Genomic DNA, 24,604 nt, shown 5'->3' with positions numbered 1-24,604 from the left:
TTTGGGCTAAAAATTTGAGAAGAAAACTCGACAAGTTCCATATACAAAAATATCATTGATAATAAAACATCAATGATATTTTTTTACAGCACGTAATATTTTTCAAGCTACTCAAAACTGTAACTCACGCTTCCATCCTTTTCGTCTTTCAATAAAATGCCGAGCGCAGCAAGTTCATTTCTTATTTTATCACTCGTAACATAATCTTTTTTTGCTTTAGCATCTTTGCGCATTTCAATCAATAATTGAAGTGCGCCGTGCAGTTGCTCGCCTGCGTTTTCAGAAATATTTTTTAAACCGAGAATATCGTCAAGATAAATTTTTACCTTACTTTGTAACAAGCTGAAAGTAGCGCCACTCAAGGCTTTCGTCGAAATATGATTATCTTTAATTCCATTAATCACGGGAACAAGTTCAAACAAATTTGCCAATACTTTCGCCGTGTTGAAATCGTCGTTCATAAACTCATCCAACTCGTTCAACAGTTTCAAAACTTTTTCGTCAAGCATTTTATCTTCCGCAACTTCGGATAAATCGAAAGAAATTTTTTGCAGATTTTCATTTGCTTCCAACAATCTTCGTAACCCTTTTTCCGCAGCTTTCAAAGCATCGTTGCTGAAATCGAGCGTGGAACGATAATGCGTTTGTAAAATAAAAAACCGAATAACCATCGGATGATACGCTTGTTCCAGCGCAGGATGATTGCCGCTGAACAATTCCGTAAATTTAATGACGTTGTTGTAGCTCTTGCCCATTTTACGACCGTTAATCGTAATCATATTATTATGCAGCCAATACTTCGCAGGCATCTCGTGATTGCAAACAACGCTCTGGGCAATTTCGCATTCGTGATGCGGGAACTGCAAATCCATGCCGCCGCCGTGAATATCAAATTGCTTGCCCAAATATTTAGTACTCATCGCAGAGCATTCAATATGCCAGCCCGGGAAACCTTCGCCCCACGGGCTTTTCCACCGCATGATGTGCTCGGGCGGCGCATTTTTCCAAAGTGCAAAATCGGCTTTATTTCTTTTCTCATCCTGGTTTTCCAAATCGCGTGTAGTTTCCAACATTTCTTCCAAAACTCTTCCGCTCAAAATACCATAAGGCAATCCTTTTTTGGAAAAATCCGCATTATATTTTTCTACATCGAAATAAACAGAGCCATTTGCCACATACGCATAACCGTCTTCAATTATTTTTTCAATCATCACAATTTGTTCCACAATATGTCCGGTTGCAGTCGGCTCGATGCTTGGCGGCAGCGTATTAAATTCTTTCATTCCCCAATGAAACAAGTCGGTATATTTTTTTACCAACTCCATCGGTTCAAGTTTTTCGAGAAATGCTTTTTTGGAAATTTTATCTTCCGCTTCGCGACCTTCTTCTTCAAAATGCCCGGCATCTGTGATGTTGCGCACATAACGAACTTTGTAACCCAAGTGTTGCAAATAACGATTTACTACATCGAATGTGATATAAGGTCGCGTATGACCGAGATGTGATTCGCCGCTCACGGTTGGTCCGCACACATACATTCCCACGTAACCTTCGGTAATTGGTTGAAAAATTTCTTTTTGTCTTGTAAGTGAATTATAAACTTTCAATTCCATAAGTGAAAGATAAAGCAAATGCTTAGAAAAAATTTTTGCGAAGATAATTGATTATTGTTTCACACAGAGTTCACGGAAAAACAAAGACGCAGAGAAAAACGCTCCGTGCCTCATTTACTTTTTGTTCTCTGTGTGAAATGCTCTATTTTACTTCAAACTCAAACGGCAAGCGGGTTTGTGGCGTGTTCATCATTGCTTTGACGCTCATAATATTTTTCCAGCTATCGGAAATTTCTTTGCCGAATTGTTGCGATAATATTTTTGCTTTCGCATCGTCAGCATCATTGTCGTCGCTGTTGAACAGTTGGTCAAAAATGTTTTTTCTTTCGGGATATTCACTAATGTAAACGCTGTTGCTGTGGACCAGTTTTGCAGCATAATGAATAGCATCTGCCAACGAACCAAGCGAATCTACCAAACCGATTTTTATTGCTCTTTCGCCAGTCCATACGCGACCTTGCGCAATGCTGTCGACAAATGCAACAGACTTGTTTCTACCTTGTGCAACTCGCTCGGTAAATGTTTTGTAAACGCTGTCCACCGATGCCTGCATTAGATTTTTTTCGGGCTGTGTCATTGGTCGGGAAATCGTTCCCAAATCGGCATACGGACTTGTTTTTACTTCGTCGAAAGTGATACCAAGCTTATTGTTGAAAAAGTTTTGTGCATTGCCCATCATCGAAAAAACACCGATAGAACCTGTGATAGTATTAGGTTCTGCAAAAATGTATGTGCCGTTGCACGACATATAATAGCCGCCCGAAGCCGCATAATTGCCCATAGAAATAATGACAGGTTTTACTTTCTTGGCTAAAGTAATTTCGCGCCAAATCATATCGCTCGCCAGCGCGCTGCCGCCGGGAGAATTTACACGCACCACGATTGCTTTTACATTATCATCTTTCCTCAATTTTCTTAGCAAAGGGACAAACTCTCCACTTGAAATAGCATCATCATTTTTACCATCCACAATATCGCCTTGCGCATATACGACGGCAATATTATCATTCCCCGTAAATGCTTTATAATCTGTGGCTTGTGCGTAAGTGTCTAACGAAACAAAGTTGATTTTATCATTATTCTGTGTACCTAAAGATGTAAATGTTTTTATAACGCTCTCAACTTCATCGCTATAAGCCAAATCGTCCACCAAATGATATTTTAGTGCATCGTGAGCAGTTTGTATCAGCGCGCTGTCCGCGAGATGATGCAGTTCACTTGTATCAATATTTCTGCTTTGCGAAATTTCTTTCAGGTAATTGCCGTAGATATCATTGAGCCAAACAGAAGTTTGCAAGCGGTTTGGCTCGGTCATTTTCGTTACGCGAAAAGGTTCTGTGGCGCTTTTGAATTTTCCCGCGAAAAATATTTCGGGTTCAATTTCTAATTTGTCTAACAAATTTTTGAAGAACATTAATTGGGCAACCATACCTTTCCATTCTACACCGCCTTGCGGATGCGTATAAACTTTATTTGCCGCAGAAGCCACGAAATAGGCGTTTTGCGTTATGGTCGCACCATAGGCAACTACAAATTTCCCGCTTCTCTTAAAGTCAAGAATAGCGTGGCGAAGTTCTTCGCTTGCAGCCAGTCCGTTGGCATTATTGTCGGCTTTTATGTAAATACCTTTGATATTTGCATCATTGCGGGCATACCTTATCATCTGAATTACAGCGTACAAATTTGGCTGCGATGTAGATAGCTTTTTCAGGTTAAGGTTTATTTTTAAAGCCGGCTGCTCAAAATCGTGATACTCTTTTGAAAGGTCTAAAACAAGTACGCTATTGGGCGAAACAGTTGGTTTGTCAGAACTTGATGCAGCTGCAACAATTCCCAAGAAAATAAAAAACGCTATCAGCGAAAACACCACAAGTGCCAGCAACGCAGCAAAAAACGTTTTGAAAAAATTATTCATGTTGATAAATTATTCTACAACAATAAAAATCCCGCTGCTGTTTTATTTTTGCAAACGGTAATTATACGCGACGCAAATGTATGACATCTGTAACTACATATTCAACCGAAAATTATGAACAAGACTTATTTACTGATAGGCGGTAATTTAGGAGATGTAAGACAAACTTTTACAAACGCAAGTAAAGAAATAGAACGCCATATTGGAACAATAAAACTAAAATCTTCGTTATATAAAACTGCCGCGTGGGGAATGGAAAACCAGCCCGATTTTCTGAATCAGGTATTGGAAGTCGAAACCGGTTTATCTGCACAAAAGGTATTGACAACCGTTTTGAAAATTGAAGAAAAATTAGGCAGAGTAAGAAAAGAAAAATACGGACCGCGCGTGATAGATATTGATGTTCTTTTGTTTAACAATGACGTGATTGATGATGAAAACCTGAAAGTGCCGCACCCGTTTTTACACAAGAGAAATTTTGTTTTATATCCGCTTGCAGAGATTGCACCTGATGCATTTCATCCTTTGTTGAAAAAAACTGTTCAACAATTATTATCAGAAACGGAGGACACGTTGGATGTAGAAAAGTTAGATGAATAAAAAAGTCCGTCCGAAATGATTTCGAACAGACTTTCGGGTAGAAATATTTATAAAAATTAAATTGCAATAGTATCAACTGCTTTTTGCAATGCAGTTGGCGCCAATTCAGAAACACTCAAACCTTCTGCACGATAAACTGTAACATCGGTAATACCTATGAAACCGAGAACGCCCTGTAAATAAGGAACAGCGAAATCATAAGGTTTGTACGGTCCATCAGAATATACACCGCCTGTTGCAACTGCCAAATACGCTTTCTTACCTTTTACCAAACCTTCCGGACCGTTTGCCGTATATTGGAAGGTAACTCCTGCTCTTGCTACGTGGTCAATCCACGATTTCAAAGAAGAAGGGATGCTAAAATTGTACATCGGTACGCCAAACACTACTACATCTGCATCGAACAAATCTTTGATAAACTCTTCGGAATATTTAATAGCTTCAAGGTGTTCCGGCGTTCTTTTCTCTTCGGGAGTAAAGAAAGAAATCAGATGTTCTTCGCCTAAATGCGGGAGATTGATTTTGCTTAAATCGACTTCCTTTACCGTGCTGCCTGGATTTGCAGCTTTTACTTTTTCTACAATTGCATTACCCAATTTAATGCTGACAGATTCATTACCTCTTGGACTTGATATGAGGTGTAAGATTTTAGACATAATTGATTAAGATTTTATTTCTCTGCAAAACTACTCTAATAAGCTTTCAATCAGGAAGTCATATTCTAAACTAAACCCAGTTTCCTCTGTGAAAGCAAATATTTCCGGTAAAGCAGAAACAACAAAAGCCGCTTAAAGCGGCTTTAAAAAATTATGTTTTGATAAGCGGAAAATTATTTTGCCGCTAAGAAATCTTTAACCTTGTCTTTGTGTATAATACTTTCTTTAAACGTATATGCGCCGGTTTTAGGGCTGCGTACAGTTTTAATTACCTTAGTCCAGTTTTTCGCTTCAGCAGAAGCCTTAAGGTCTTTAACTTTAGCGTTTTTTGAAGCTGCCTTTGCCATGATATATTAATTTGAAAATGAGGTAATTTGAAAATTTGAAAATAATTCAAACCATCAAACCAATTATTTAATTTCTTTGTGAACGGTTACTTTTTTCATGATTGGGTTGTATTTTTTCAACTCCAAACGTTCCGCAGTATTCTTTTTGTTTTTCTGCGTAATGTAACGGCTGGTTCCGGGCAATCCGCTTGCTTTATGCTCTGTGCATTCCAAAATTACCTGAACTCTGTTTCCTTTCTTTGCCATTGTATAATAACTTTAAAAATTGCTTACTTAGATTTTAACACCTTCTGCTCTCAATTGTTTTACAACAGTTGCCAATCCGTTTTTATTGATAGTACGAATAGCATCTGCTGACAATTTCAAGGTAATCCAACGGTCTTCTTCTGCGAAGAAGAAACGTTTAGTTTGTAAATTAGGTAAAAAACGACGCTTGGTTTTAATGTTTGAGTGAGAAACATTATTACCCACAATTGGTTTTTTTCCTGTAACCTGACATACTCTTGCCATAACTGTAATTTTTATCGGACGGCAAAGGTAGAAAAGTTTGCCGAAATTCCAAAAAATGTTTTGAAATAGTTTAAAAATTCTACATTTACCTGAACCTATTTACCCGAAAATATTGTTTAATATTTCAGCCAGGCGCAAACCACCGTCAAGCAACTGTTGGTTGAGCTTCCAATAAAACATATAATTGTACTTGTAGCTGAGATGTGAGTTGGCGGGTGTTCTGTCATAAATTTCATCGGCTAATTCATGCGATTGGTAAAACCAATCTTCGAGCGTGCCGCTCTGAATTTGCGCAACTGCTTCTTTGCTTGCAACATCAATATTATCGGCATACTCAGTATAGCTCCATTTTTGATAATCAACCAAGGCATCGTCCCAAATAGCGTGCAGATTGGTTTGCTTGCCAAACCAAAATTCTTCAATATCGTTGCCGCCTTTATCTTCGGGACGACCAACGTGCAACGGCTGATGCAAATCGCCCACGAAATGAATCAGCAAACGCAATGCAACCTCTTTGTCTTCGAGCGAAGCATGATTGTCTTTCAAAATATTTTCCATCGCAGGAATTTGCGAATAAAGACTTTTATGGTCAATGGCTTTTAATGCTTTCACAAATTCGTCTTTGGACAAGTGCCCAGGCAAGTCCACATAATGCCACGCGCTTACTTCTTTCCATTTTCCTGTTGTATCGGATTTGATAAAATCTGCCCAGTTTGCCCAGAATGCTAACGGTTCACGCCCGAATAATTTTGCAATATTTTTTTTTGCTTTTTTGGTTAAATGCCTTTCTGCAATTTCAGCGACAACACGGTGTCCCGTAGTTCCCCATGCAAAAACAGATTGAGAAATGAAAACAAAAGCCACAACAACAGCTATCTTATACAAGCAGTTTTTTATCATGTGAATTAATTTTTATTGATGAAACGACAACTTCATTTTAAGCAATCAAAAATAGAATTAACTGCGCAACCTGTCTGCATTTTTCAATAATTTAATATCGCGGTTGATACCTCGTATCGCAAGAATTAAAACAATGGGAATGGCAATTACAAAAACTGCTGTAATGGCAATGGTGCCACCGCTGTTGGTAACGAAAAAAGTATGAATTTCGTAATAATACAAATAAATCAATACAAGGCTGACAACCAAATTCAAAACGACCAACCACAATTGCTGTTTTCTGTTTTTGTATAAAAAAATAGTAACAAGCGAAAGCACAATCGTTACCACCGTTGTTATCAAAACAGGAATGGAAGGATTGTGCCCGTTTAAAGATATTTGTGCGTGTTGCGTGGTTCCGTTCAGCCAGGTTCCTACATAAAAAGGAAACTTGAAAGATAAGACAGCCAAGATTGCTGCAACAAAAAGCCAAAGGCTTTGAATACGTTGTATCATTTTAATTAAGAATTAGTAATTAAAAATTAATTGAACCCACGATAATATTTATCTGTATTTTGTAATCAAGATAATCTTTAAATCCCTACAAATAAAAGTCTATCTTCTCATTCCTTTCAACGCACCCAAGCCCGGCATCATGCCGCCCATCGGCATTTTGTTCATCATCTTCATCATCTGGCGCATTTGTTCAAACTGTTTCATAAATGCGTTTACTTCGCTCAATTGTTTTCCGGCACCTTTTGCAATTCTGTTTCTGCGCGAAGTATCGATACTGTCAGGATTTGCGCGTTCAAACGGTGTCATGGAACTGATGATTGCTTCCACGCCTTTGAATGCATCGTCGCTTATGTCCACATCTTTAATTGCTTTTCCAACGCCGGGAATCATGCCCATCAAATCTTTGAGATTACCCATCTTTTTGATTTGCTGCAACTGTTCCAGAAAGTCCTGGAAATCGAACTGGTTACGACGGATTTTCTTTTCTAATTTTTTTGCCTGCTCTTCGTTAAACTGTTCCTGTGCTTTTTCCACAAGCGAAGCAATATCGCCCATGCCGAGAATACGCTGCGCCATACGGTCCGGATAAAACACATCGAGTGTATCCATTTTTTCGCCGCTGCTGACAAATTTTATCGGCTTGTTTACCGTGTATTTAATGGTCAAAGCTGCACCGCCGCGCGTATCGCCGTCAAGCTTCGTAAGCACAACGCCTGTAAAATCGAGTCTGTCGTTGAAGGCTTTTGCTGTGTTCACGGCATCTTGCCCGGTCATGGAATCGACTACGAATAATATTTCGTTCGGTTTTACGGCGCGCTTTATATCAGCAACTTCGGTCATCATTACTTCATCCACGGCAAGGCGTCCCGCCGTATCGATAATGATGATATTTTTTGCTTTTTCTTTCGCATACTTTATTGCATTTTCAGCAATGGAAACGGCGTTGTTATTCTCGCGTTCGCTATAAACTTCCACACCTATTTGTTCGCCCAAAACGTGCAGCTGGTCAATAGCTGCGGGACGATAAATATCTGCCGCAACAAGCAAAGGTCTTTTACCTTTTTTTGCTTTAAGATAATTTGCCAGCTTGCCGCTGAATGTAGTTTTACCCGAACCTTGCAAGCCCGCAATCAGCACAATTGCGGGATTCGCATTTGTTTCAAAACTTGCCTCGCTTCCACCCATCAGTTCGGTCAATTCGTCCTGGACAATTTTTACCATTAACTGCCCCGGACTAATCGCGTTGATTACTTTTTCTCCGGTAGCTTTTTCTTTTACTTTATCGGTAAATTCTTTGGCAATTTTATAATTCACGTCGGCATCGAGCAACGCACGACGAATATCTTTAACCGTGTTGGCAATATTTAATTCCGAAATGCGTGCCTCGCCTTTGAGGTTTTTAAACGCACCTTCCAAACGCTCCGAAAGATTATTAAACATCTGTCTTTAATTCAATTTTTTGTTCGCTGCGAAATTAAGATTTTTATGATAAGATAGCCACAGATGCACAGATAGTTTGTATGCCGCAAATTAACACGAAAAATTTATTAGTAAAATTGGTGTATTCGCGGCTTTTAATTCATCTGTGCATCTGTGGCTAAAACTTTAGACTATGCAGTTTTTTCTGCTTCGTCCTCTTCATTACTGAGCGCGTCGCTAAGTTTGTCTTTTGCCGTGTCGAATGCTTCACCTGCTTTTTCTTTGGCGGCATTAAGGGCATCGCCTGCATGGCTTGTGAGGTTTGAAGCCGTTTCTTTTGCCGATTCCCATGCTTCGCCTGCTTTATCGGAGAGTTCCGATGCGGCTTCTTTTGCAGATGCCAAAGCTTCGTTCAGCTTTTCGTCCACATGAAGGTTTTCGTATGTTTCCTCGGCTTTGTCTTTCAGTTGTGATAACGCGTCTTTTGCTTTATCAAAAAAGCTTTTGTGTTCTTCACTCATAGTTTTTGTTTTAAAATTAATAAAGGGACATACAAAGTAAATCAAATTTCTATTGCTACTATTATTCACGCAATTATTTTTTTGTAATCTCACAAAAATAAAAATGCCTCCGGAAAATTCCGAAGGCATTAAACGTATTATATTTCACAAATTATTTTCCCCCTGCTGCACTGTCTGTCGGCAATTTAACTCCCAAATCTTTTAATACTAACTCGTTAAGATTAACAAGAACTTTGGAGTCCGGTACATCAAATATAGCTTGTGGACTTAAAACCAAATTAACCTTACTTGCAGCCACAACTTTTTTATAAGACGCACCAACTTTCTCATAATAAGGACGAGTTAATTCTCCATATTTATTTTGACTTGCCTGCTGAACAGTATTTGACCAATTTGCGAGTGTAAGGTACAATTGCTGAACCTGACCGCGCTCATAATCCAAAGTTGCTTTTGGCTTTTTTGCCAATGAATCTGCCTGATAAGTACTATCTGCTCTCCTATATTGCAATTCATAATTGTCTCTTTGAGGACCGAGAGAATCTCTTTGATAAGATTCCATCTTTGCCTGAAGTGCCTTATACTCGTCAGGTGAAGATTGCATTACATACTGCGTTACTTGGTCAATATCAAATACGCCAATTTTCAATGCCGGAGTTGTCTGCGCCTGAACTTTATTCGCTGCGAAACCTAATGCTGCAATCGCCAATAAGGAAAAAATTACCTTTCTCATTCTCTGTTTTTTATTTTTTTGTTTTTAGTTGTTTAAATTGTTTTTATGAAACGCTGTAAATATATGAACTTAAATTGTTCTGCCAATTTTATTTTGTTTTTACACCTAATGCTTCTAAAACAGCATCGCTTTTATCGAGCTTCGGGTCGGAATATAACAACCCCGTATCCGCATTTTTATAGAAGACCAAATCCCAACCGTTTTTTAATGCCATTTGCTGAATTACGCTGTAAATTTTATTTTGAATAGGCTGAACTAATTTTTCTCTTTGTTGAAATAGTTCTCCTTTATATCCAAAGTATTTTGTTTGCAAATACATTACACGCTTTTCGGCATTGTCCACTTCTATCTGTCGTTTGGATTTCAGTTCGTCTGCCAGCATATATTTCTCCGCATCAAAACGGTTGCTGAGTGAATCGGCATAATGCTTTGAACTGTCCACTTCTTTTTGCCATTTCATCTGCATCAATTGAAGCGTAGTATCGGCATTCGCGTATTCCGGCAATTTGTTCAGAATATACTGCAAATCCACTACTGCATAGCGCTGCGCAAAAGATGTAAACGATACAAAACAAAAGATACTTAGGACAATTGCTTTTTTCATACAAGAAAATTAATCGGGTTCGTAACCAAGCATAAAGGTAAACCTTCCTGCTTTACCGATGCCTTGTCCTTTTTGCAATCTATCTAAACCTATACCGTAATCAAACCCTAACAAACCAAACATTGGCAAATAGAAACGTGCACCCACTCCTATTGAACGTCTTAACTGGAATGGATTGTATTGCTGGAAAGAATACCATCCGTTTGCAGCTTCTGCAAATACCAATCCGAAAATAGTACTTGCCTGGCTCAACGATAACGGATAACGCAACTCCATCGTATATTTATTGAATATAGTAAAGTATTGCGAAGCGCCCGTCTGGTCGGGGTTTTTGCTTGGGTCGGAGTTGTCGTACACAGGATAACCTCTTTGTGAAATAATGTCGTAACCCAAGAAACTATATGTGTTACTCATGCCTGCATCGCCCAACTGGAAACGCTCAAACGGCGACAATGGCATTTTGCGATTGTATCTGCTGATATAACCCATTTTTACCGCAGCCCTTAATACCAGTTGTTTTTTATCCTCGCCGCGCGGCGCCGTAAGCGGCACATACCAGTCGCCTGTAAAACGATATTTCTGATACTCAATAAACTTATATTTTTTCGCCGGGTCGGTCGCCGTTTCCATTGAATTGGTAAATAGCGAATACGGAGGTGTCAGCTGCGCAAACATATTGATATTAGAACCGCTCGTCGGAAACTGTGCACTATTGAGCTGATTACGCTGAATAGTCAAACGCAGATTAATGTCGTTAGATACACCGTTTCTGAAATTGATAAGTTCCGGAGAATAATCAATATTGTAATTGCGCAATGAGTAACGTGTATAACCTAACGACAAACCAATGTTGAAATACGGGTCGGGCCACATCAACTGCTTGTTATATCCCAGACCGATGCTCACAGTTGAGAAAGACGATGTATCGGCAAGCTTGTCCCATTTACCGGTATAGTAATTATATCCGTTTCTGAATTTGCTCGAAGAAAGATTTATACTCAGCCCATTACGATGCTTTCCACCCAACCAAGGTTCAACAAATTGTAAGTTGTAAGAATGATATGAGCGACCGCTACTTTGATAGTTTACAGATAGTGTTTGTCCGTCGCCTGTGGGCAAAGGACTCCAGCCTTTTTTATTAAAAATGTTACGGATAGAAAAATTGTTGAGTGTAATACCCAAAGTTCCGGTAATACCGATACCGCCGCCAAAGCCCGCACTCAATTGCAACTGGTCGGCCGATTTTTCTACAAGATTATAAGTGATATCCACTGTTCCGCTAACCTGGTCGGGCATTGGCACAGGTTGAATTTTTTGCTCGTCAAAGAATTTCAGCATGCTCAGCTTACCAATGGACTGCATGATGTTGCTTTTGCTGAACGGCTCTCCCGGACGAGTCTCCAGCTCTCTGCGGATAACGTGTTCATAGGTTTTGTCGTTGCCGGCAATGTCAATTTTCTTGTTATATGCAATAGGACCTTCGGTAATATTGACCACAAAATCAATTGTGTCGTTATATACACGGCTTTCAATAGGATTTACATTGGCAAACAGATAGCCGAAATCAAGATAAGCGTCTTTTACATTAGCGGTTTGTGCAGCTCCGTCGCCAATTCCCAACTTATTCATCAATTGATTTACATTGTAGGTTTCGCCTTTATGTATATCTAAGATAGAATTAAGTATAGAATCGCTATACACAGTATTACCTACCCATGTAATCTTTCCGAAGTAATATTTTTCGCCTTCCTCAACCTTTATAGCAGCATTGATGTTTCCTTTGGAATTGTAGTAAACCGAATCTTTAACAATTTTGGCATCGCGGTAGCCTCTGGAATTGTAATAAGTAATTAGTTTTTGCTTATCCTCCTGATATTTTGTTTCATTGAACTTTGAAGAGGCAAACGGATTGATATGCACATACGGACTAAGTACGGCTCGGGTTTTGGAGTATGTCAAAAATCCTTTGTCATTCACATAATCTTTAAAAGAGTAATTGGTTGGTTTTCCCCAGCCGGTTGTGTCAAACTTATCGTGCGGCGGATACAATGTAAGACGCGACATTTCTTTCGTATCCTTCATTTGTTTTTTCAGCTTTGCACTTTGGATGGCATCATTACCGAAGAAATCAATTTCATTGACTTTGACTTTTGAGCCTTTATGAATATCGAAATATATTTTTTCGGCATTGGTATATGCAGAGTCTTTAACTTCCGTTATATCAATACTCACGCGCCTGTAACCTTTTTCCGAATAGTATTTACGAATGGCTTCCACTGCACCTCGCTTGGTTGCATCGGTCAAAGCATGTCCGGACACGATGCCCGTTTTCCCTTTTAAATCGTCGGCATTGCTTTTGCTTACGCCACGGAAATAAAATTTGGTTACTTTAGGACGTTCTGTTACATGCAATTCTAATGAAATATTGTTGCCATAAACACCTGTAAGATAATAAGTGATGTCACTGAAAGAGCTTTGCGCCCACAGCTTGCGGATACCCTTTGCCAATTCATCGCCGCCGGGAATAGTTACAAAACTGCCCACATTAATTCCTGAAATAGCCAGCAATACACCTGAAGCATAGGTAGTACCGGTAACAGTAATATGTGCAACTTTATACCGTTGAGGATTAATTTGATTTACAACGGTTTGCAGTTCAGCATTGGAAGAGGCTAATATCTGTTTTGTGAAAGAGGAATCAGTTGTTGTTATTTGTGCACGCACACTTACTGACGACAGAATAATGAGCAGTACAAATATTAATAAACTCGGTTTTCGCATTCAAATCTTTATTGCTGTGATGTATTAGTTTCTGACCCTTTACTTCTAATTATTATTAATAATATATTAGCGTGGCAAATTAGGCGTAATATTCAAAAGTCTTTGTTAAATAAATACATTTTATAATAACTCATATCTTTTTGTAAAGGGCTATTATGAAGTTCTGTTTTATTATTTGTTTCTAATCTGTTCTCCGGTTTTCCCGAAACGCCGCTCCCTGTTCTGATACTCCCACACAGCTTTAAAAAGCTTTTCTTTGTCAAAATCTGGCCATTTGTCATTTGTAAAATATAACTCCGTGTACGCCAACTGGTAAAGCAAAAAATTGCTTACTCTATGTTCTCCGCCCGTTCTTATCATTAGTTCCGGGTCGGGAATATCAACAGTACTCAGGTACTTTTCCAATGTTGATTGATTTACATCATCTGCATTGAGTTTGCCGTTCTGTATATCCATCGCAATATTTTGCACAGCCTTTTCCAATTCCCAACGGCTACTATAACTCAATGCCAACACCAAAGTTAAACCGGTATTATTTTCGGTTTCTTTCAATGCTTCGTTCATTTCCCTTTGCGCCTCCGGCGGCAGCATAGATAAATCTCCGATAACCTTCAACCGTACATTGTCTTTATTCAATTGCGGAACTTCTTTACGGATAGTCTGTACCAGCAACTCCATTAAGCCGGTAACTTCTTCCATCGGTCTGTCCCAGTTTTCGGTACTGAATGCATATAATGTCAAATAACCTATGCCGAGTTCTGACGCTCCCTCCACTACCGAACGCACACTGTTTACGCCGTGATAATGCCCGTATAAGCGGTCTTCGCCTTTTTCCTGCGCCCACCTGCCGTTGCCATCCATAATGATGGCAATATGCCGGGGCAGTTTTGTAAGGTCGATTTTTTCTTTATATCCGTTATCCATCTTTACGCAAAAAGCATGAGTGCGCAAATGTAATGAAATAATCTTTTTATTACCGTCCGTTTTCATAGCAGTCAGGTACACATTTAATATTATTTTGTATTATTTTAAAAAAAACGGTGTAACATTTGAACACTTTCCGCTACCAATAAAGAAAAACTTTTCCTTCGTCAAGCACTATTCTTTACTTTTAAGTCTTAAACAAACCAAAATAAAATGGAATCAATTATATCCATCAAAAATTTAGAAAAATCCTACGGCACAAAACAAGTGCTGAATAACATTAACCTCGACGTTTACGCCGGACAGGTTTTGGGCTATATTGGTCCCAACGGAGCAGGCAAAAGCACGACCGTGAAAATTTTGTGCGGATTGATTAACGATTTTTCCGGCAGCGTAACCATCAAAGGCGTTGATTTGAAGGAAGAACCGATAAAAGCAAAAAGCCTCATCGGTTATGTGCCGGAATCTGCGGAACTGTACGACGTGCTTACGCCGAGAGAGTTTCTGTCGTTCATCGGAAATCTCTATGAAATGGATGAAGCCGTTTGCCAAAACAGAATTGTGCGCATCATGTCGGCATTCGGATTGGAGAATAATCTTGACCAGCGCATGGAAAGTTTCAGCAAAGGCATGAAACAAAAAGTATTGATTGCTTCGGGCATTTTACATAATCCCGACATTATTATTTTGGACGAACCTTTGAGTGGTTTGGACGCCAACAGCGTTATTATTATCAAAGATTTAATCAATCGTTTGGCGAAAGAAGGCAAAACCATTTTCTATTGCAGCCACATGATGGACATTGTAGAAAAAGTGAGCGACAGAATTATTTTAATCAATAACGGAAGCATCATTGCCGATGGAAGCATCGAAGAACTGAAGCAGCAAAACGGCAACCAAAGTCTTGAACAAATTTTCTCCAATCTTACCAATGTAAATGTGGGCGAGGCTTCCAACGATTTGATGAACGCTTTTAATTAAAACCAAACTGATGAATTTTATCAATACATTTTTATTGCGCCTGGCAATGTTGCCACAAAGTTTGTACGAGAAATTGGGCGTAAATACTTGGCAGCTTTACACCATTCTGCACACAAAACTGACGATGGACAACCGCCGCCCGATTTCGTTCCGTTCCATGGGAAGACAAAGGCAGCAAAAAGAATCCAACAATTCGGCTATCGCAACAGCGTTCGTGAGCTTGCTGATGGGTTGCCTTTTCCTGATGGCTTTCACACTCAAGGAGCAGGAAACGCAAATGACGCTTTATTTCGGCATGATGATTTTTATGCTCGCATCCATTTTGATTTCCGATTTTACTTCTGTGTTGATTGATGTGCGCGACAATTATATCATTCTTCCAAAACCCATTAGTGACCGAACCGTAGTGCTGGCGCGGGTTTTACATATTATGCTGCACGTACTGAAAGTGGTTATTCCTATGTCGCTACCCGGAATTATTTGTGTTGCCATCATGTACGGAACTATTACCACATTGATTTTTATCGTGATGGTTTTTTTCTGCACATTGTTCACACTGTTTTTAATTAACCTCATTTATGTGCTGATTTTAAAAATTGTTCCACCTGAAAGATTTAAAACCGTTATCAGCTTTGTACAAATATTGCTGGCGATTGTTGTATATGGCGGCTACCAGGTAGTTCCGAGAATGATTAACAAAATGGATTTTGATTTCTCACAAATCCAATATATTTACTTATTGCCGCCCTATTGGTTTGCCGCAGCAATTAAAGCAATCAGTACATTTTCTGCGACGCATACGGAATTGATTTCGGGCGTTCTTGCATTTGTATTTCCTGTTGTTGCCTTATATGTTATGATTCGCTTTTTGGCGCCGTCGTTCAACAGAAAAATCAGCGAAATAAATACAGTTTCGGACAACGCTCCAAAAACTGTAACAAAAAATAATACAGTTACAAAAAAGTCCTATTCACAAAGGCTTGCAGACGTTTTAATGAAAGACAAAACCGAGAAAACAGGCTTCTTATTCAGCTGGAAAATCGGTAGCCGCAGCAGAGATTTTTATATGAAAGTATATCCTGCATTCGGTTACTTGATTGTTATGTTTTTTGTATTCTTTTTCAACAAACAAAAAGGACAACCGATAGATTATTCGCATATCAGCGCTACAAGTCATATCGTGAAATATGCAACTATTTTCATCATCTATTTTACGGGATATATTTTGCTTACTGTGCTTGCGCAAATTTCTTTTTCTGACAAATACAAAGCTTCATGGCTGTTTTATACAACGCCTTTGCGCGAGCCGGGAAAAATTTTGTCAGGAACTTTCAAGTCGATTGTGATGAAATTTTATTTCCCGGTTGCATTGGCATTAACGCTTTCAGCCATTGGCTTATTCGGCTGGCAATTGCTGCCCAATTTGTTCCTTGCTATTTCAAATGTGGTACTGAATGTCGGTATTATATTTTATTTCGGTAATCACGATTTTCCTTTTTCATCGCCGCAAAATATGAATGCGAAGAGTGGTAACTTTATGAAAAATATGTTTCGTCTTGTATTGATGGGCATTTGCGGTGTAGTGCATTATTTTATTTTTCCGTTCACAATCGTTGTAATGATAGCTTTGATTTTATCACTGATTGCAAATTGGCTGCTACTTGATAGCGTCAAAAAAATAAGTTGGGAGAAAATAAGCGCAAATGAAGATTAAGTAAGGTTACAAAATAGATAATCCGCTCTTTGCGGAGCGGATTATCCAAATAATATTTCCGTAAAAAACTAAAACCTTATTTTACTGCTTCGTGTTCAACATCGGTAATGCTGCTCGGTGTTTTCGCACTCTCGGATTTTTCGTTTTTAGCCTCATTGAAATCGTTTACCATTCCTTTTTTAGCATCGTTAAATTCGCGCACGCCTTTTCCAAGCCCGCGCATCATTTCCGGTATTTTTTTACTGCCAAAAAGTACTAATAATACGATAGCAATGACCAATATTTTTTCAAAACTAAGTTCGCCCATGATTTTCTTTTTATAAGAATGAAAGTAAGTTTGAAGCCTCAAAGATAATCACATTTCCCGTTTTTCCCGATTTAATTGCAGAATTTAACATCAGCCGGATTATTTCCTCTTTGATTTTTTCGGAGGTGTATCCTGCGAAATCATATCATAATCGTCGCTGCCGTATTCTTTTATCTGCTTGCGAATTTCTTCTTCGGTTTTCTGTTGTTCGTCCAAATCGGGCATCAGCGTGTTCCAGTTTTCGCCGCCGGGATTATTGTAATCAGACTTTACGATTCTGCCTTTAAATTGCCTCAAATCAAACAGTTCATCAAATGGCATTTTTGTGCCGGGTGCCTGTGTATTGTAAGCTTTGTATTTTGTAAGAATGGAACGCAGGTCGGGAAAATAAATCCAAAACAAAGGATGTTCGCTGTTCGGTATTACTTCGCCTGTGGATAATTTAAACGGAATAACCGGCGCAATACCAATGATGCGTACCATCATTCGCCCATAATTTTTATCGTAAAACCAGTCTTCTTTTAAACGAAATGTGTAAATAGAATCCAAATCAACTGCTTTGTTGCGCACCTGATAACCTGTAATATTTCCATCCATATCAAGTGTTGCGGAAGTATCCAGACCATTGCCCATAGTTTCCTTTACTTTTTGCGGTGTCAACGGCGTTGTAAACCGGTCGTCCTGTGCATCAAAAGCCGTTAACCGGTTCGCATTGATTGCTTTTAAAATAACGGCAATCAACGGCTGTGCACCAAAATCGTCCATCGCGTACATCATGGTTCTGTTTTGCGGCTTACGCGTATTCACATCTTCCCATACACGCACATTGTAAGCGATATCTTCCTGTCGTACGCGCGGATAAGCAAGCGCATTACTTTGCTGATAAGGCGCTTGTACGTATGGAAAATCGTTGCGCAGCGACATTTTACCTTGCGGCAAGGTATTATTATCGGGAATAACCGTTACCGGCAAACTATCGGCTTTACCCTGAGAAAAAAAGTTGGGACGCAACTTAGTCGGCAGCGTATTATTTGTTTGCGCAAACAAAGGCGATGCTAAAACCGGCAAAACCGCCAAAGTCAAAACGATATATAAAAATTTCTTTTCTTGCATCATTATCAACTATTTTTTAGACGCTTTGGGCGGAATATCTATTACACAACGAAACCCGATATAGGAACGGGCAGAATCCATATACTCGTAACTTCTGGCATTAACCCGAATGTCTATTGCCGGGTCTTTCCAGCTACCGCCGCGCACGGTTTTTCTTTTTAAATCAGCAGCATCGGCGCTTGTTGCATTAATACTAATGTTGGGATTAAAATCATTGTCATACACCTGATAGCCATTTACAAAACTCGTAGAAGTCCACTCCGCTACATTACCCGACATATTGTACAAACCGTAATCGTTGGGGAAATAAGAATCTACACGTGCAGGATATAAAGCACCGTCGTCGGTGTAATTGCCTCTGCCGTCTTTAAAATTCGCCATGATGCAGCCTTTATTATTTTTCAAATAATTGCCCCATGGATAAAGGAAATTATTGTGCCCGCCGCGCGCTGCATATTCAAATTCTGCTTCTGTAGGCAAGCGGTAAACATTGCCCGAAGCCAATTTTTTCCTTCCTAAATATTGGTTCAGATAATTAGTACGCCAATGGGCAAAAGCCGTTGCCTGCCGCCACGTAACGCCAACTACGGGATATTGCGCGTAAGCAGGATTGGAAAAGTAATCGCGTACCATGGAGATATTGTATGAATAATCGAAGTCTTTTATCCAAACCAAAGTATCGGGATAAATAGGAACGCTGTATGTGTAAATGAAGTTCTTTCTCGGCTGGTCGGGATGATGCGCCGCAGCATTAAAATCGTAACCGTGCGCTGTGTAAACCAATTTTTTCGGGTCTATTTCGGGCTGGTTGTTCAGCAAATCTTCCGGCGGCAACATCAGACCTGTAAGCCTACCGAGAATGGCTGAATCTTTCCAGTTTATTTTTTTTGCTTTGGTCCAATCAACAGTTGTGTCTCCGTCTTGCGACACATGTACATAACCTAATTCAACCGCAGCAATGGAATCACGTACCCAATTGACAAACTGATGATATTGTGCATTGGTTACTTCATATTTGTCCATCCAAAAACCATTAACAGATACACTGCCGCCGCCCGCGAGTTGAAACGACCCTGTTGGCACATACACCATATTCGATGGTAAATCCATTCCTTTGGGAACAACGCCGTATTTGGCGCCATGCACTACTCCATCGTCCAGCCCTGTGGCTGTGGACATTTTGGCTTTACAGCCTGCAAACATTGCTGCCGCAGACAACAAAAGCGCACCGTAAAAATTCAATTTGATTTTACTCATATTCAAAAAAACCGTCGCCGACGTTTAGTAAAAACGAAACAGTGCGTGTATTATTGTATCGGGCACAAAAGTATTGAAGAATTTCCCGATTCAAAATAAACCTTACCGTTTTCAAATTCCTTATAAAAAATCATAGTAAAATATTGTTGCTTTGTTATATGCAAATGCGAGGTATTCTTTCAATATTCATTTTTCTTTTGATTGGCATTTCGGGCTTTTGCCAAAAGCTGGAAATGCAGTTGGACAGTATTAATCCTATTTTGAAAAATGATTCGCATGGAGATTCCATTCGTAAATACCTTTCTGTTACAATGTATAGCTATCCCACTCCTGCTTATTATTCAGATGTAAAAAACTACAAAACCAAATTAAAAGAACCATATTTGGGAATGTCTGCATTTTATTCCAATAAATTACTCGTAAATCCTGCATTTGCAATAGAAAAAATTCCTGCGATTTTAAAATATCAAAACGATTCTTCCTTTGGAGATTCTCATGGATTTGATTCCTATTCAGGTAAATATGCCATTCCGATTTTTGATTCTTCTGGAATTATCATTACAGTGAATGGTATTAATCAGGAAAATGCTGATGAATATGAATTTCGCGTGCTGGAAAACAACACAAAAGTTGTTTTACCCTGGACAACTCCGAAACACTTTTGGAAAGCTTATTGGATGACAAAAATTGCCGACCCAAAAAAGATTGATACCGTAACAGCTTATCTCGGGCAGTTCAAAGATGAATATGGGAAAGCATTAATTTTTCAAGTAAGAAGAAAAGATATGCCCGATGTGATTCAGGCTTCCATGTCCGCGCTTTGGGTAAGCAGAACACCGAAAGTTGTAGGCATTTTTACCTTTTCTCAACTATATGATTTTCTCCGGCTTTTCAAAAAACAATGGATGCCCAATAAAGCGATGATGAGTATGCAGGATTGGACACACGATAAAACATTACTACATCTTAAACATCAATTTCAATCAAATGAAAACAGCATCATTTTTTATCTTGACGATGTTGTTAGTACGAAAGATGCGATTGAATACAATGTGGTACAAGGCAACGATAGCACAGGCTGGCGTTCCAATGATTTTGATTTAAATTTTATTTGGCTCAAAAATCTTTCACCGGGCAACTATCAACTCAAAATACGTTACAGCGTTCAACGGCAAAATATGTGCATTTATCCGTTTACAATCAAAGCTGCGTGGTATCAAACAGTTTGGTTTAAGATTGGATTAATATTGCTTTCTTTTTTGATTATCGGTTTTATTTTACTGGTGCTGCGCTCGCGCAATCAGGCAAGGAAAATAAAAACGGAGAACGTGCAAAAACAACTGGTACAAACCGAATTGAAATCCATTCGTTCGCAGTTCAATCCGCACTTTGTATTTAATGCTTTGAGTTCTATTCAAGGCTTGATAACCAAAAATGATTCGGAAAATGCTTCTAAATATTTAATCGAGTTCGGCGACCTCATGCGCGATTCGCTCAAAGCAAGCAACAGCGAATTTGTAAGCATTTCAAAAGAAATAAAGATGCTGGAAAATTACCTGAATCTGGAAAAGCTGCGCTTTGGTTTTACTTATCAAATTATTACAGATGAAAATATAGACATCAACGCTGTTGAAATTCCGAGCTTACTTCTGCAACCTTTGGTAGAAAATGCTGTAAAGCACGGCATATCTGCATTACAAGAGAAAGGAAATTTAACAGTGTCTTTTAAAAAACAGAAAGATGATATGATTGTTTCTGTAACGGATAACGGGAAAGGGTTTTCTGAAAATATAGAAACAAAAGGCTTCGGGGTTCAATTGACGAAAGACAGAATCAGGTTGCTGAATCAAACTTTGCATCAGCAGCAAATCACATTTTCCATTGTGAAGAACAACAACACACAAGTAATCATTCATTTTAAAAACTGGTTGATATGATACGCGCCGTAATCATTGACGATGAAAAAAACAATATTGATAATCTCACAGGATTGTTGAAAAAATATTCACTAAATGTAGATGTTATCGGAATTGCAACCAATGCAGATGACGGCGTACAAAAGATTCTCGAAACCAATCCGGACTTATTGTTTCTCGATATTCAGATGCCCGACAAAAACGGCTTTGATGTGTTGCGTGCATTGCCGCATCATCAGTTTGAACTCATTTTTGTTACGGCTTATGACCAATATGGCATACAAGCCGTGAAGTTTGCGGCGATTGATTATTTACTTAAACCCATTAATCCCGAAGAACTGAAAATTTCCATTGCAAAAGTGGAAGAAAAATTAAGCCGAAAGAAAGCAAATCTTCAATTGGAAAATTTGCTGGAACTCATTAAAAACAAAGATTCCAAGAAAGAACATAAGCTCGCATTGGCAACTACAAAAGAAATACGATTTGTAAACACAAGCGAAATTATTCGTTGTGAATCATCTAACGCTTACACAACTTTTTATTTATCCGACGGCAAAAATATTATGGTGTCCAAACCGATTTTTGAGTACGAAGAATTGCTGACGGAATATGGTTTTATTCGTTGCCATCAATCACATTTGGTTAATAAGAAATTTATCAAAAGCCTGATCAGAGAAGACGGCGGTTACTTATTGTTGGAAGATGATACACAAATTCCCATATCAAGAAACAAGAAAGAAAATGTGTTGAAAGCATTGACGACACTCAACAAATAATTATTCAATTAAAAATAATAAAAATGAAACAGCTATTATTCGCAACAGTACTGCTGCTCTGCATTTCAGCAAACGCGCAATCAAATTTGCCTTTGGCAATCGAAGACCCGAAAATGGATGCTTATCTGCAAAACCGAAAGTCCGCAACGCTAAGTATTCAAATTAATAACCTGCCGGATAGTATCAAAAAAACAAAGATTACGTACACGCTTGTGTGTTTCGGTTCGGATTTTCAGGTAACAAAATATACACATACAAATGCGAACGGGTTCGCAAAAATTATTTTAAATCAAAACTTTCCTTATCAACAAATATGGTTAAGTGTGGGAGATTATTTGTACACGGGCGCTTATGTAAACAAAGACCTGACAGTAATAATTGATGCAGATAAAATAAAAGATAAAGACGGCGTTTTTCTTATTGGCAACGGCGTTACTTATTCGGGCACAGATGGCGAACTCAATACCGTAATCAATAAACATACTTTGTACAAAAGAGAAGAACAAAACAATCTCAACGACAGGTTGCGCGAACTATGCCAATCGCGTCGAAAGCTAAGCGTAGACACTTTCCAACAAAAAACGGATTCAATTTTACAGGCGCTTACCAAAATTGACAACGCATTTATTCTTCAATATCCAAAGTATGATTGGGCAATTCAAAACGAAGTCGCATCAGGCTTCTACGGAGAATTATGCACTTCTTATTGGGGAGATAAAATGCCCGAAAATTTGTTTGCTGAAATAAATAAACATAAGCCTTATTTTACGAGCAATGACGGCGTTTTGTTTTATCGCTATTTTCATACATATATCACATCCGCACCCGACAATCGAGCTGTGGTTTTTCATCAAAACGAGCTTATGAAAAATTATGCCCATTACAACGCGGAACAAAAAGCAGTGCTCGATTCAATAAATTATTATAACAATTTGCCGCAGGAAGAAAAGAGCAAACATTCATCATCGACGACTATACTAATGCAGAAAGAATTTAATCTTTTTCCACAGGAAATAGAAGCAATGAACATTAACAAGAACATTAAAATAATAGACAGCCTTTTCCCGCAACCAAAATCCGACGTATTAAAAACATTTTTTCTTGATGATGGTAAGAATGAATTTGCATTGGTTTACCCTGAGATACTGAACAGCACAAAAACCGGATGGTGTAAACAGCTCGTTGCAAATGAGCTGAACGAAGCGACCATCAAACAAAAAAGTATTGACAGTTTGCTGGCATCTGCAAAGCAACTAAAAGGTTCGGACAATTTCATTGGAAAGCCTTTGGAAACATTACCATTCGGTGCCGCGTTGTATCAATTGGACAGCGTTAAAAATGTAGATGATTTGATTCTCAATCTTAAATCAAAATTTAAGGACAAAGCATTGGTTATCGATTTTTGGGCAACTTGGTGCGCGCCTTGTTTGCAGGAATTGCCTTTCAGTAAAAAGCTGCACGAAGCGAATAAAGATTTACCTGTCGAGTACATTTACATTTGCACAAACACCGCATCCAATATCAATGTTTGGAAAAACAAAATTGCAGAACTCCAATTGCCCGGTACACATATTTTTATGGATGAAAAAATAGTAAGCGCATTAAAAAGCAGCTTCAACAATGCCGGTTCCGGTTTCCCGACTTATGTGGCAATAGGCGTCGACGGCAAGCTGCGCACAAAAGCCATTCAATGGATGCAGTCTTTGGACAGAGCGGGATTGAAAAATGCGACAGGACTTTGAATCTGTAAGTTTTGAAAACTCATAGATTTATTTTCCCACTCCCTTTCAACTCAAAGGGGTATTTTACTTCCATCAAAAACAAGCCATGCGCGGGTGTTGAGAAATCGGCATTTGTGCAGTTTTTGCTTTCGATAATATTTTTAAATTCATCTAAGGAAATAGAGCCTCGCCCCACTTTCAGCATTGTACCTACTAAAGCGCGTACCATGCCGCGTAAAAAGCGGTTGGCTTCCACACGGTAAACAAGGCATTCGTCTTTTTCAAACCAAAGGGAATTTTTTATATCACAAATAAATGTATGTACCTGCGTGTTTCGTTTGGAAAATGTAGTAAAATCTTTGTATGATTTAAGAATGTCCGCAGTCTGTTGCAGCTTGTCTTTATCAAGTTTAAACGGATAAAAATATGCTCTATCTGCCAAAAAAGGATTTTTTTCGAAATACAAATAATATTGATATACTCTTGATGCAGCGTCAAAACGCGAATGCCGATCTTCTCCTACTTCACAGAGGTTTTTCAATACAATATCATTCGGCAAAATTGCATTGAGATTGTATAAGATTTTTGGGGAAAGAACGATATCCGTATCGAAATGAAAAAAATTTTGCAAGGCATGAACTCCGGCATCCGTACGAGACGAAGTGGTAAGACTCACAGATTTCTGAAGAAATGTCTGCAATGCTTTTTCAACTTCGCCTTGGATAGTTGCCATATTCGGTTGCGATTGGAACCCTTTGTATGCAGTGCCTTTATATTGAAGTTCTAAAAAATAACGAGGCATCC

24 protein-coding genes are annotated in these 24,604 nt (G+C 38.8%); 6 read left to right on the top strand and 18 right to left on the bottom strand.

Features of this window, described 5'->3' with window-relative positions; all coding sequences use genetic code 11:
• Positions 1 to 107: 107 nt before the first annotated feature.
• Together cysS and sppA are read right to left on the bottom strand one after the other, a co-directional pair.
• The gene (cysS, locus tag A9P82_RS15110) at positions 108 to 1,613 is read right to left on the bottom strand and encodes a cysteine--tRNA ligase (RefSeq protein WP_066209356.1); all 1,506 of its coding nucleotides are present in this window, start codon (positions 1,611 to 1,613) and stop codon (positions 108 to 110) included.
• A gap of 142 nt (positions 1,614 to 1,755) precedes the next feature.
• Positions 1,756 to 3,528 (bottom strand): signal peptide peptidase SppA, encoded by a 1,773-nt coding sequence (gene sppA / locus A9P82_RS15105; RefSeq protein WP_066209354.1) that lies wholly within the window; start codon positions 3,526 to 3,528, stop codon positions 1,756 to 1,758.
• A gap of 114 nt (positions 3,529 to 3,642) precedes the next feature.
• On the opposite strand from sppA, the gene folK reads away from it, so the two are divergent.
• Complete coding sequence (gene folK / locus A9P82_RS15100; protein WP_066209351.1) at positions 3,643 to 4,128, top strand: 2-amino-4-hydroxy-6-hydroxymethyldihydropteridine diphosphokinase; 486 nt, start codon at positions 3,643 to 3,645, stop codon at positions 4,126 to 4,128.
• A gap of 56 nt (positions 4,129 to 4,184) precedes the next feature.
• Here the strand turns inward: folK and A9P82_RS15095 are convergent, their stop codons facing one another.
• The 12 genes from A9P82_RS15095 to A9P82_RS15045 all read right to left on the bottom strand — a co-directional run bounded on the left by A9P82_RS15095 (position 4,185) and on the right by A9P82_RS15045 (position 14,081).
• A complete protein-coding gene (locus A9P82_RS15095; protein WP_066209348.1) occupies positions 4,185 to 4,784 on the bottom strand; it encodes an FMN-dependent NADH-azoreductase in 600 nt (199 codons plus the stop codon).
• Between the two features lie 173 nt (positions 4,785 to 4,957).
• Positions 4,958 to 5,131 carry a DUF4295 family protein gene (locus tag A9P82_RS15330; protein WP_082915378.1) on the bottom strand — a complete coding sequence of 58 codons (174 nt, stop codon included), beginning with the start codon at positions 5,129 to 5,131 and terminating at the stop codon, positions 4,958 to 4,960.
• Positions 5,132 to 5,194: 63 nt separating this feature from the next.
• The gene (gene rpmG, locus A9P82_RS15090; RefSeq protein ID WP_066209346.1) at positions 5,195 to 5,377 is read right to left on the bottom strand and encodes a 50S ribosomal protein L33; all 183 of its coding nucleotides are present in this window, start codon (positions 5,375 to 5,377) and stop codon (positions 5,195 to 5,197) included.
• Positions 5,378 to 5,404: 27 nt separating this feature from the next.
• The gene (gene rpmB / locus A9P82_RS15085) at positions 5,405 to 5,641 is read right to left on the bottom strand and encodes a 50S ribosomal protein L28 (protein WP_066209343.1); all 237 of its coding nucleotides are present in this window, start codon (positions 5,639 to 5,641) and stop codon (positions 5,405 to 5,407) included.
• 99 nt (positions 5,642 to 5,740) lie between these two features.
• Positions 5,741 to 6,541 carry a S1/P1 nuclease gene (locus A9P82_RS15080; RefSeq protein ID WP_066209341.1) on the bottom strand — a complete coding sequence of 267 codons (801 nt, stop codon included), beginning with the start codon at positions 6,539 to 6,541 and terminating at the stop codon, positions 5,741 to 5,743.
• A gap of 57 nt (positions 6,542 to 6,598) precedes the next feature.
• Positions 6,599 to 7,036, bottom strand: a complete 438-nt coding sequence (locus tag A9P82_RS15075) for a DUF4293 domain-containing protein (protein WP_066209338.1) — start codon at positions 7,034 to 7,036, stop codon at positions 6,599 to 6,601.
• Between the two features lie 99 nt (positions 7,037 to 7,135).
• Complete coding sequence (gene ffh / locus A9P82_RS15070) at positions 7,136 to 8,476, bottom strand: signal recognition particle protein (protein WP_066209335.1); 1,341 nt, start codon at positions 8,474 to 8,476, stop codon at positions 7,136 to 7,138.
• 170 nt (positions 8,477 to 8,646) lie between these two features.
• Positions 8,647 to 8,976 (bottom strand): hypothetical protein, encoded by a 330-nt coding sequence (locus A9P82_RS15065; protein ID WP_156522715.1) that lies wholly within the window; start codon positions 8,974 to 8,976, stop codon positions 8,647 to 8,649.
• Positions 8,977 to 9,127: 151 nt separating this feature from the next.
• Complete coding sequence (locus tag A9P82_RS15060; RefSeq protein WP_082915377.1) at positions 9,128 to 9,706, bottom strand: OmpH family outer membrane protein; 579 nt, start codon at positions 9,704 to 9,706, stop codon at positions 9,128 to 9,130.
• A gap of 88 nt (positions 9,707 to 9,794) precedes the next feature.
• A complete protein-coding gene (locus tag A9P82_RS15055; RefSeq protein WP_066209326.1) occupies positions 9,795 to 10,310 on the bottom strand; it encodes an OmpH family outer membrane protein in 516 nt (171 codons plus the stop codon).
• Between the two features lie 9 nt (positions 10,311 to 10,319).
• Positions 10,320 to 13,091 (bottom strand): BamA/OMP85 family outer membrane protein, encoded by a 2,772-nt coding sequence (locus A9P82_RS15050; RefSeq protein WP_066209323.1) that lies wholly within the window; start codon positions 13,089 to 13,091, stop codon positions 10,320 to 10,322.
• Positions 13,092 to 13,262: 171 nt separating this feature from the next.
• Positions 13,263 to 14,081: an isoprenyl transferase gene (locus A9P82_RS15045; RefSeq protein WP_231891174.1), complete on the bottom strand. Its 819-nt coding sequence runs from the start codon at positions 14,079 to 14,081 to the stop codon at positions 13,263 to 13,265.
• A gap of 147 nt (positions 14,082 to 14,228) precedes the next feature.
• Here A9P82_RS15045 and A9P82_RS15040 point away from each other — a divergent pair, with 147 nt between their 5' ends.
• Both A9P82_RS15040 and A9P82_RS15035 read left to right on the top strand, forming a co-directional pair.
• On the top strand, positions 14,229 to 14,996 hold the full coding sequence (locus A9P82_RS15040) for an ABC transporter ATP-binding protein (RefSeq protein WP_066209317.1): 768 nt from the start codon (positions 14,229 to 14,231) through the stop codon (positions 14,994 to 14,996).
• Between the two features lie 10 nt (positions 14,997 to 15,006).
• On the top strand, positions 15,007 to 16,710 hold the full coding sequence (locus A9P82_RS15035) for a hypothetical protein (RefSeq protein ID WP_066209312.1): 1,704 nt from the start codon (positions 15,007 to 15,009) through the stop codon (positions 16,708 to 16,710).
• Between the two features lie 76 nt (positions 16,711 to 16,786).
• On the opposite strand, the gene A9P82_RS15030 is transcribed toward A9P82_RS15035, so the two are convergent.
• The 3 genes from A9P82_RS15030 to porK form a co-directional block, all read right to left on the bottom strand.
• Positions 16,787 to 17,017 carry a Sec-independent protein translocase subunit TatA/TatB gene (locus A9P82_RS15030; protein ID WP_066209309.1) on the bottom strand — a complete coding sequence of 77 codons (231 nt, stop codon included), beginning with the start codon at positions 17,015 to 17,017 and terminating at the stop codon, positions 16,787 to 16,789.
• A 99-nt stretch (positions 17,018 to 17,116) separates the two neighbouring features.
• Positions 17,117 to 18,133 (bottom strand): type IX secretion system ring subunit PorN/GldN, encoded by a 1,017-nt coding sequence (porN, locus tag A9P82_RS15025; RefSeq protein ID WP_066209306.1) that lies wholly within the window; start codon positions 18,131 to 18,133, stop codon positions 17,117 to 17,119.
• Between the two features lie 6 nt (positions 18,134 to 18,139).
• Positions 18,140 to 19,387: a T9SS ring complex lipoprotein PorK/GldK gene (gene porK / locus A9P82_RS15020; RefSeq protein ID WP_066209303.1), complete on the bottom strand. Its 1,248-nt coding sequence runs from the start codon at positions 19,385 to 19,387 to the stop codon at positions 18,140 to 18,142.
• Positions 19,388 to 19,545: 158 nt separating this feature from the next.
• Here porK and A9P82_RS15015 point away from each other — a divergent pair, with 158 nt between their 5' ends.
• Genes A9P82_RS15015 through A9P82_RS15005 form a run of 3 tightly spaced genes read left to right on the top strand, consistent with a single transcriptional unit; the run spans position 19,546 to position 23,821 of the window.
• Positions 19,546 to 21,324, top strand: coding sequence for a sensor histidine kinase (locus tag A9P82_RS15015; RefSeq protein WP_066209300.1), 1,779 nt, complete (start codon positions 19,546 to 19,548; stop codon positions 21,322 to 21,324).
• The gene (locus tag A9P82_RS15010) at positions 21,321 to 22,079 is read left to right on the top strand and encodes a LytR/AlgR family response regulator transcription factor (RefSeq protein ID WP_066209295.1); all 759 of its coding nucleotides are present in this window, start codon (positions 21,321 to 21,323) and stop codon (positions 22,077 to 22,079) included. The genes A9P82_RS15015 and A9P82_RS15010 overlap by 4 nt, the downstream gene beginning before the upstream one ends.
• A gap of 23 nt (positions 22,080 to 22,102) precedes the next feature.
• Positions 22,103 to 23,821 carry a TlpA family protein disulfide reductase gene (locus A9P82_RS15005; RefSeq protein WP_066209292.1) on the top strand — a complete coding sequence of 573 codons (1,719 nt, stop codon included), beginning with the start codon at positions 22,103 to 22,105 and terminating at the stop codon, positions 23,819 to 23,821.
• Positions 23,822 to 23,840: 19 nt separating this feature from the next.
• Here A9P82_RS15005 and truA read toward each other — a convergent pair whose 3' ends face one another.
• A complete protein-coding gene (gene truA / locus A9P82_RS15000; RefSeq protein WP_066209289.1) occupies positions 23,841 to 24,602 on the bottom strand; it encodes a tRNA pseudouridine(38-40) synthase TruA in 762 nt (253 codons plus the stop codon).
• Positions 24,603 to 24,604: the final 2 nt, after the last annotated feature.

This window comes from Arachidicoccus sp. BS20, from assembly GCF_001659705.1.
Taxonomy (GTDB): domain Bacteria; phylum Bacteroidota; class Bacteroidia; order Chitinophagales; family Chitinophagaceae; genus Arachidicoccus.
The sequence above is the reverse complement of the archived record's forward strand: the minus strand, read 5'-3'. Positions and strand labels throughout refer to the sequence as shown.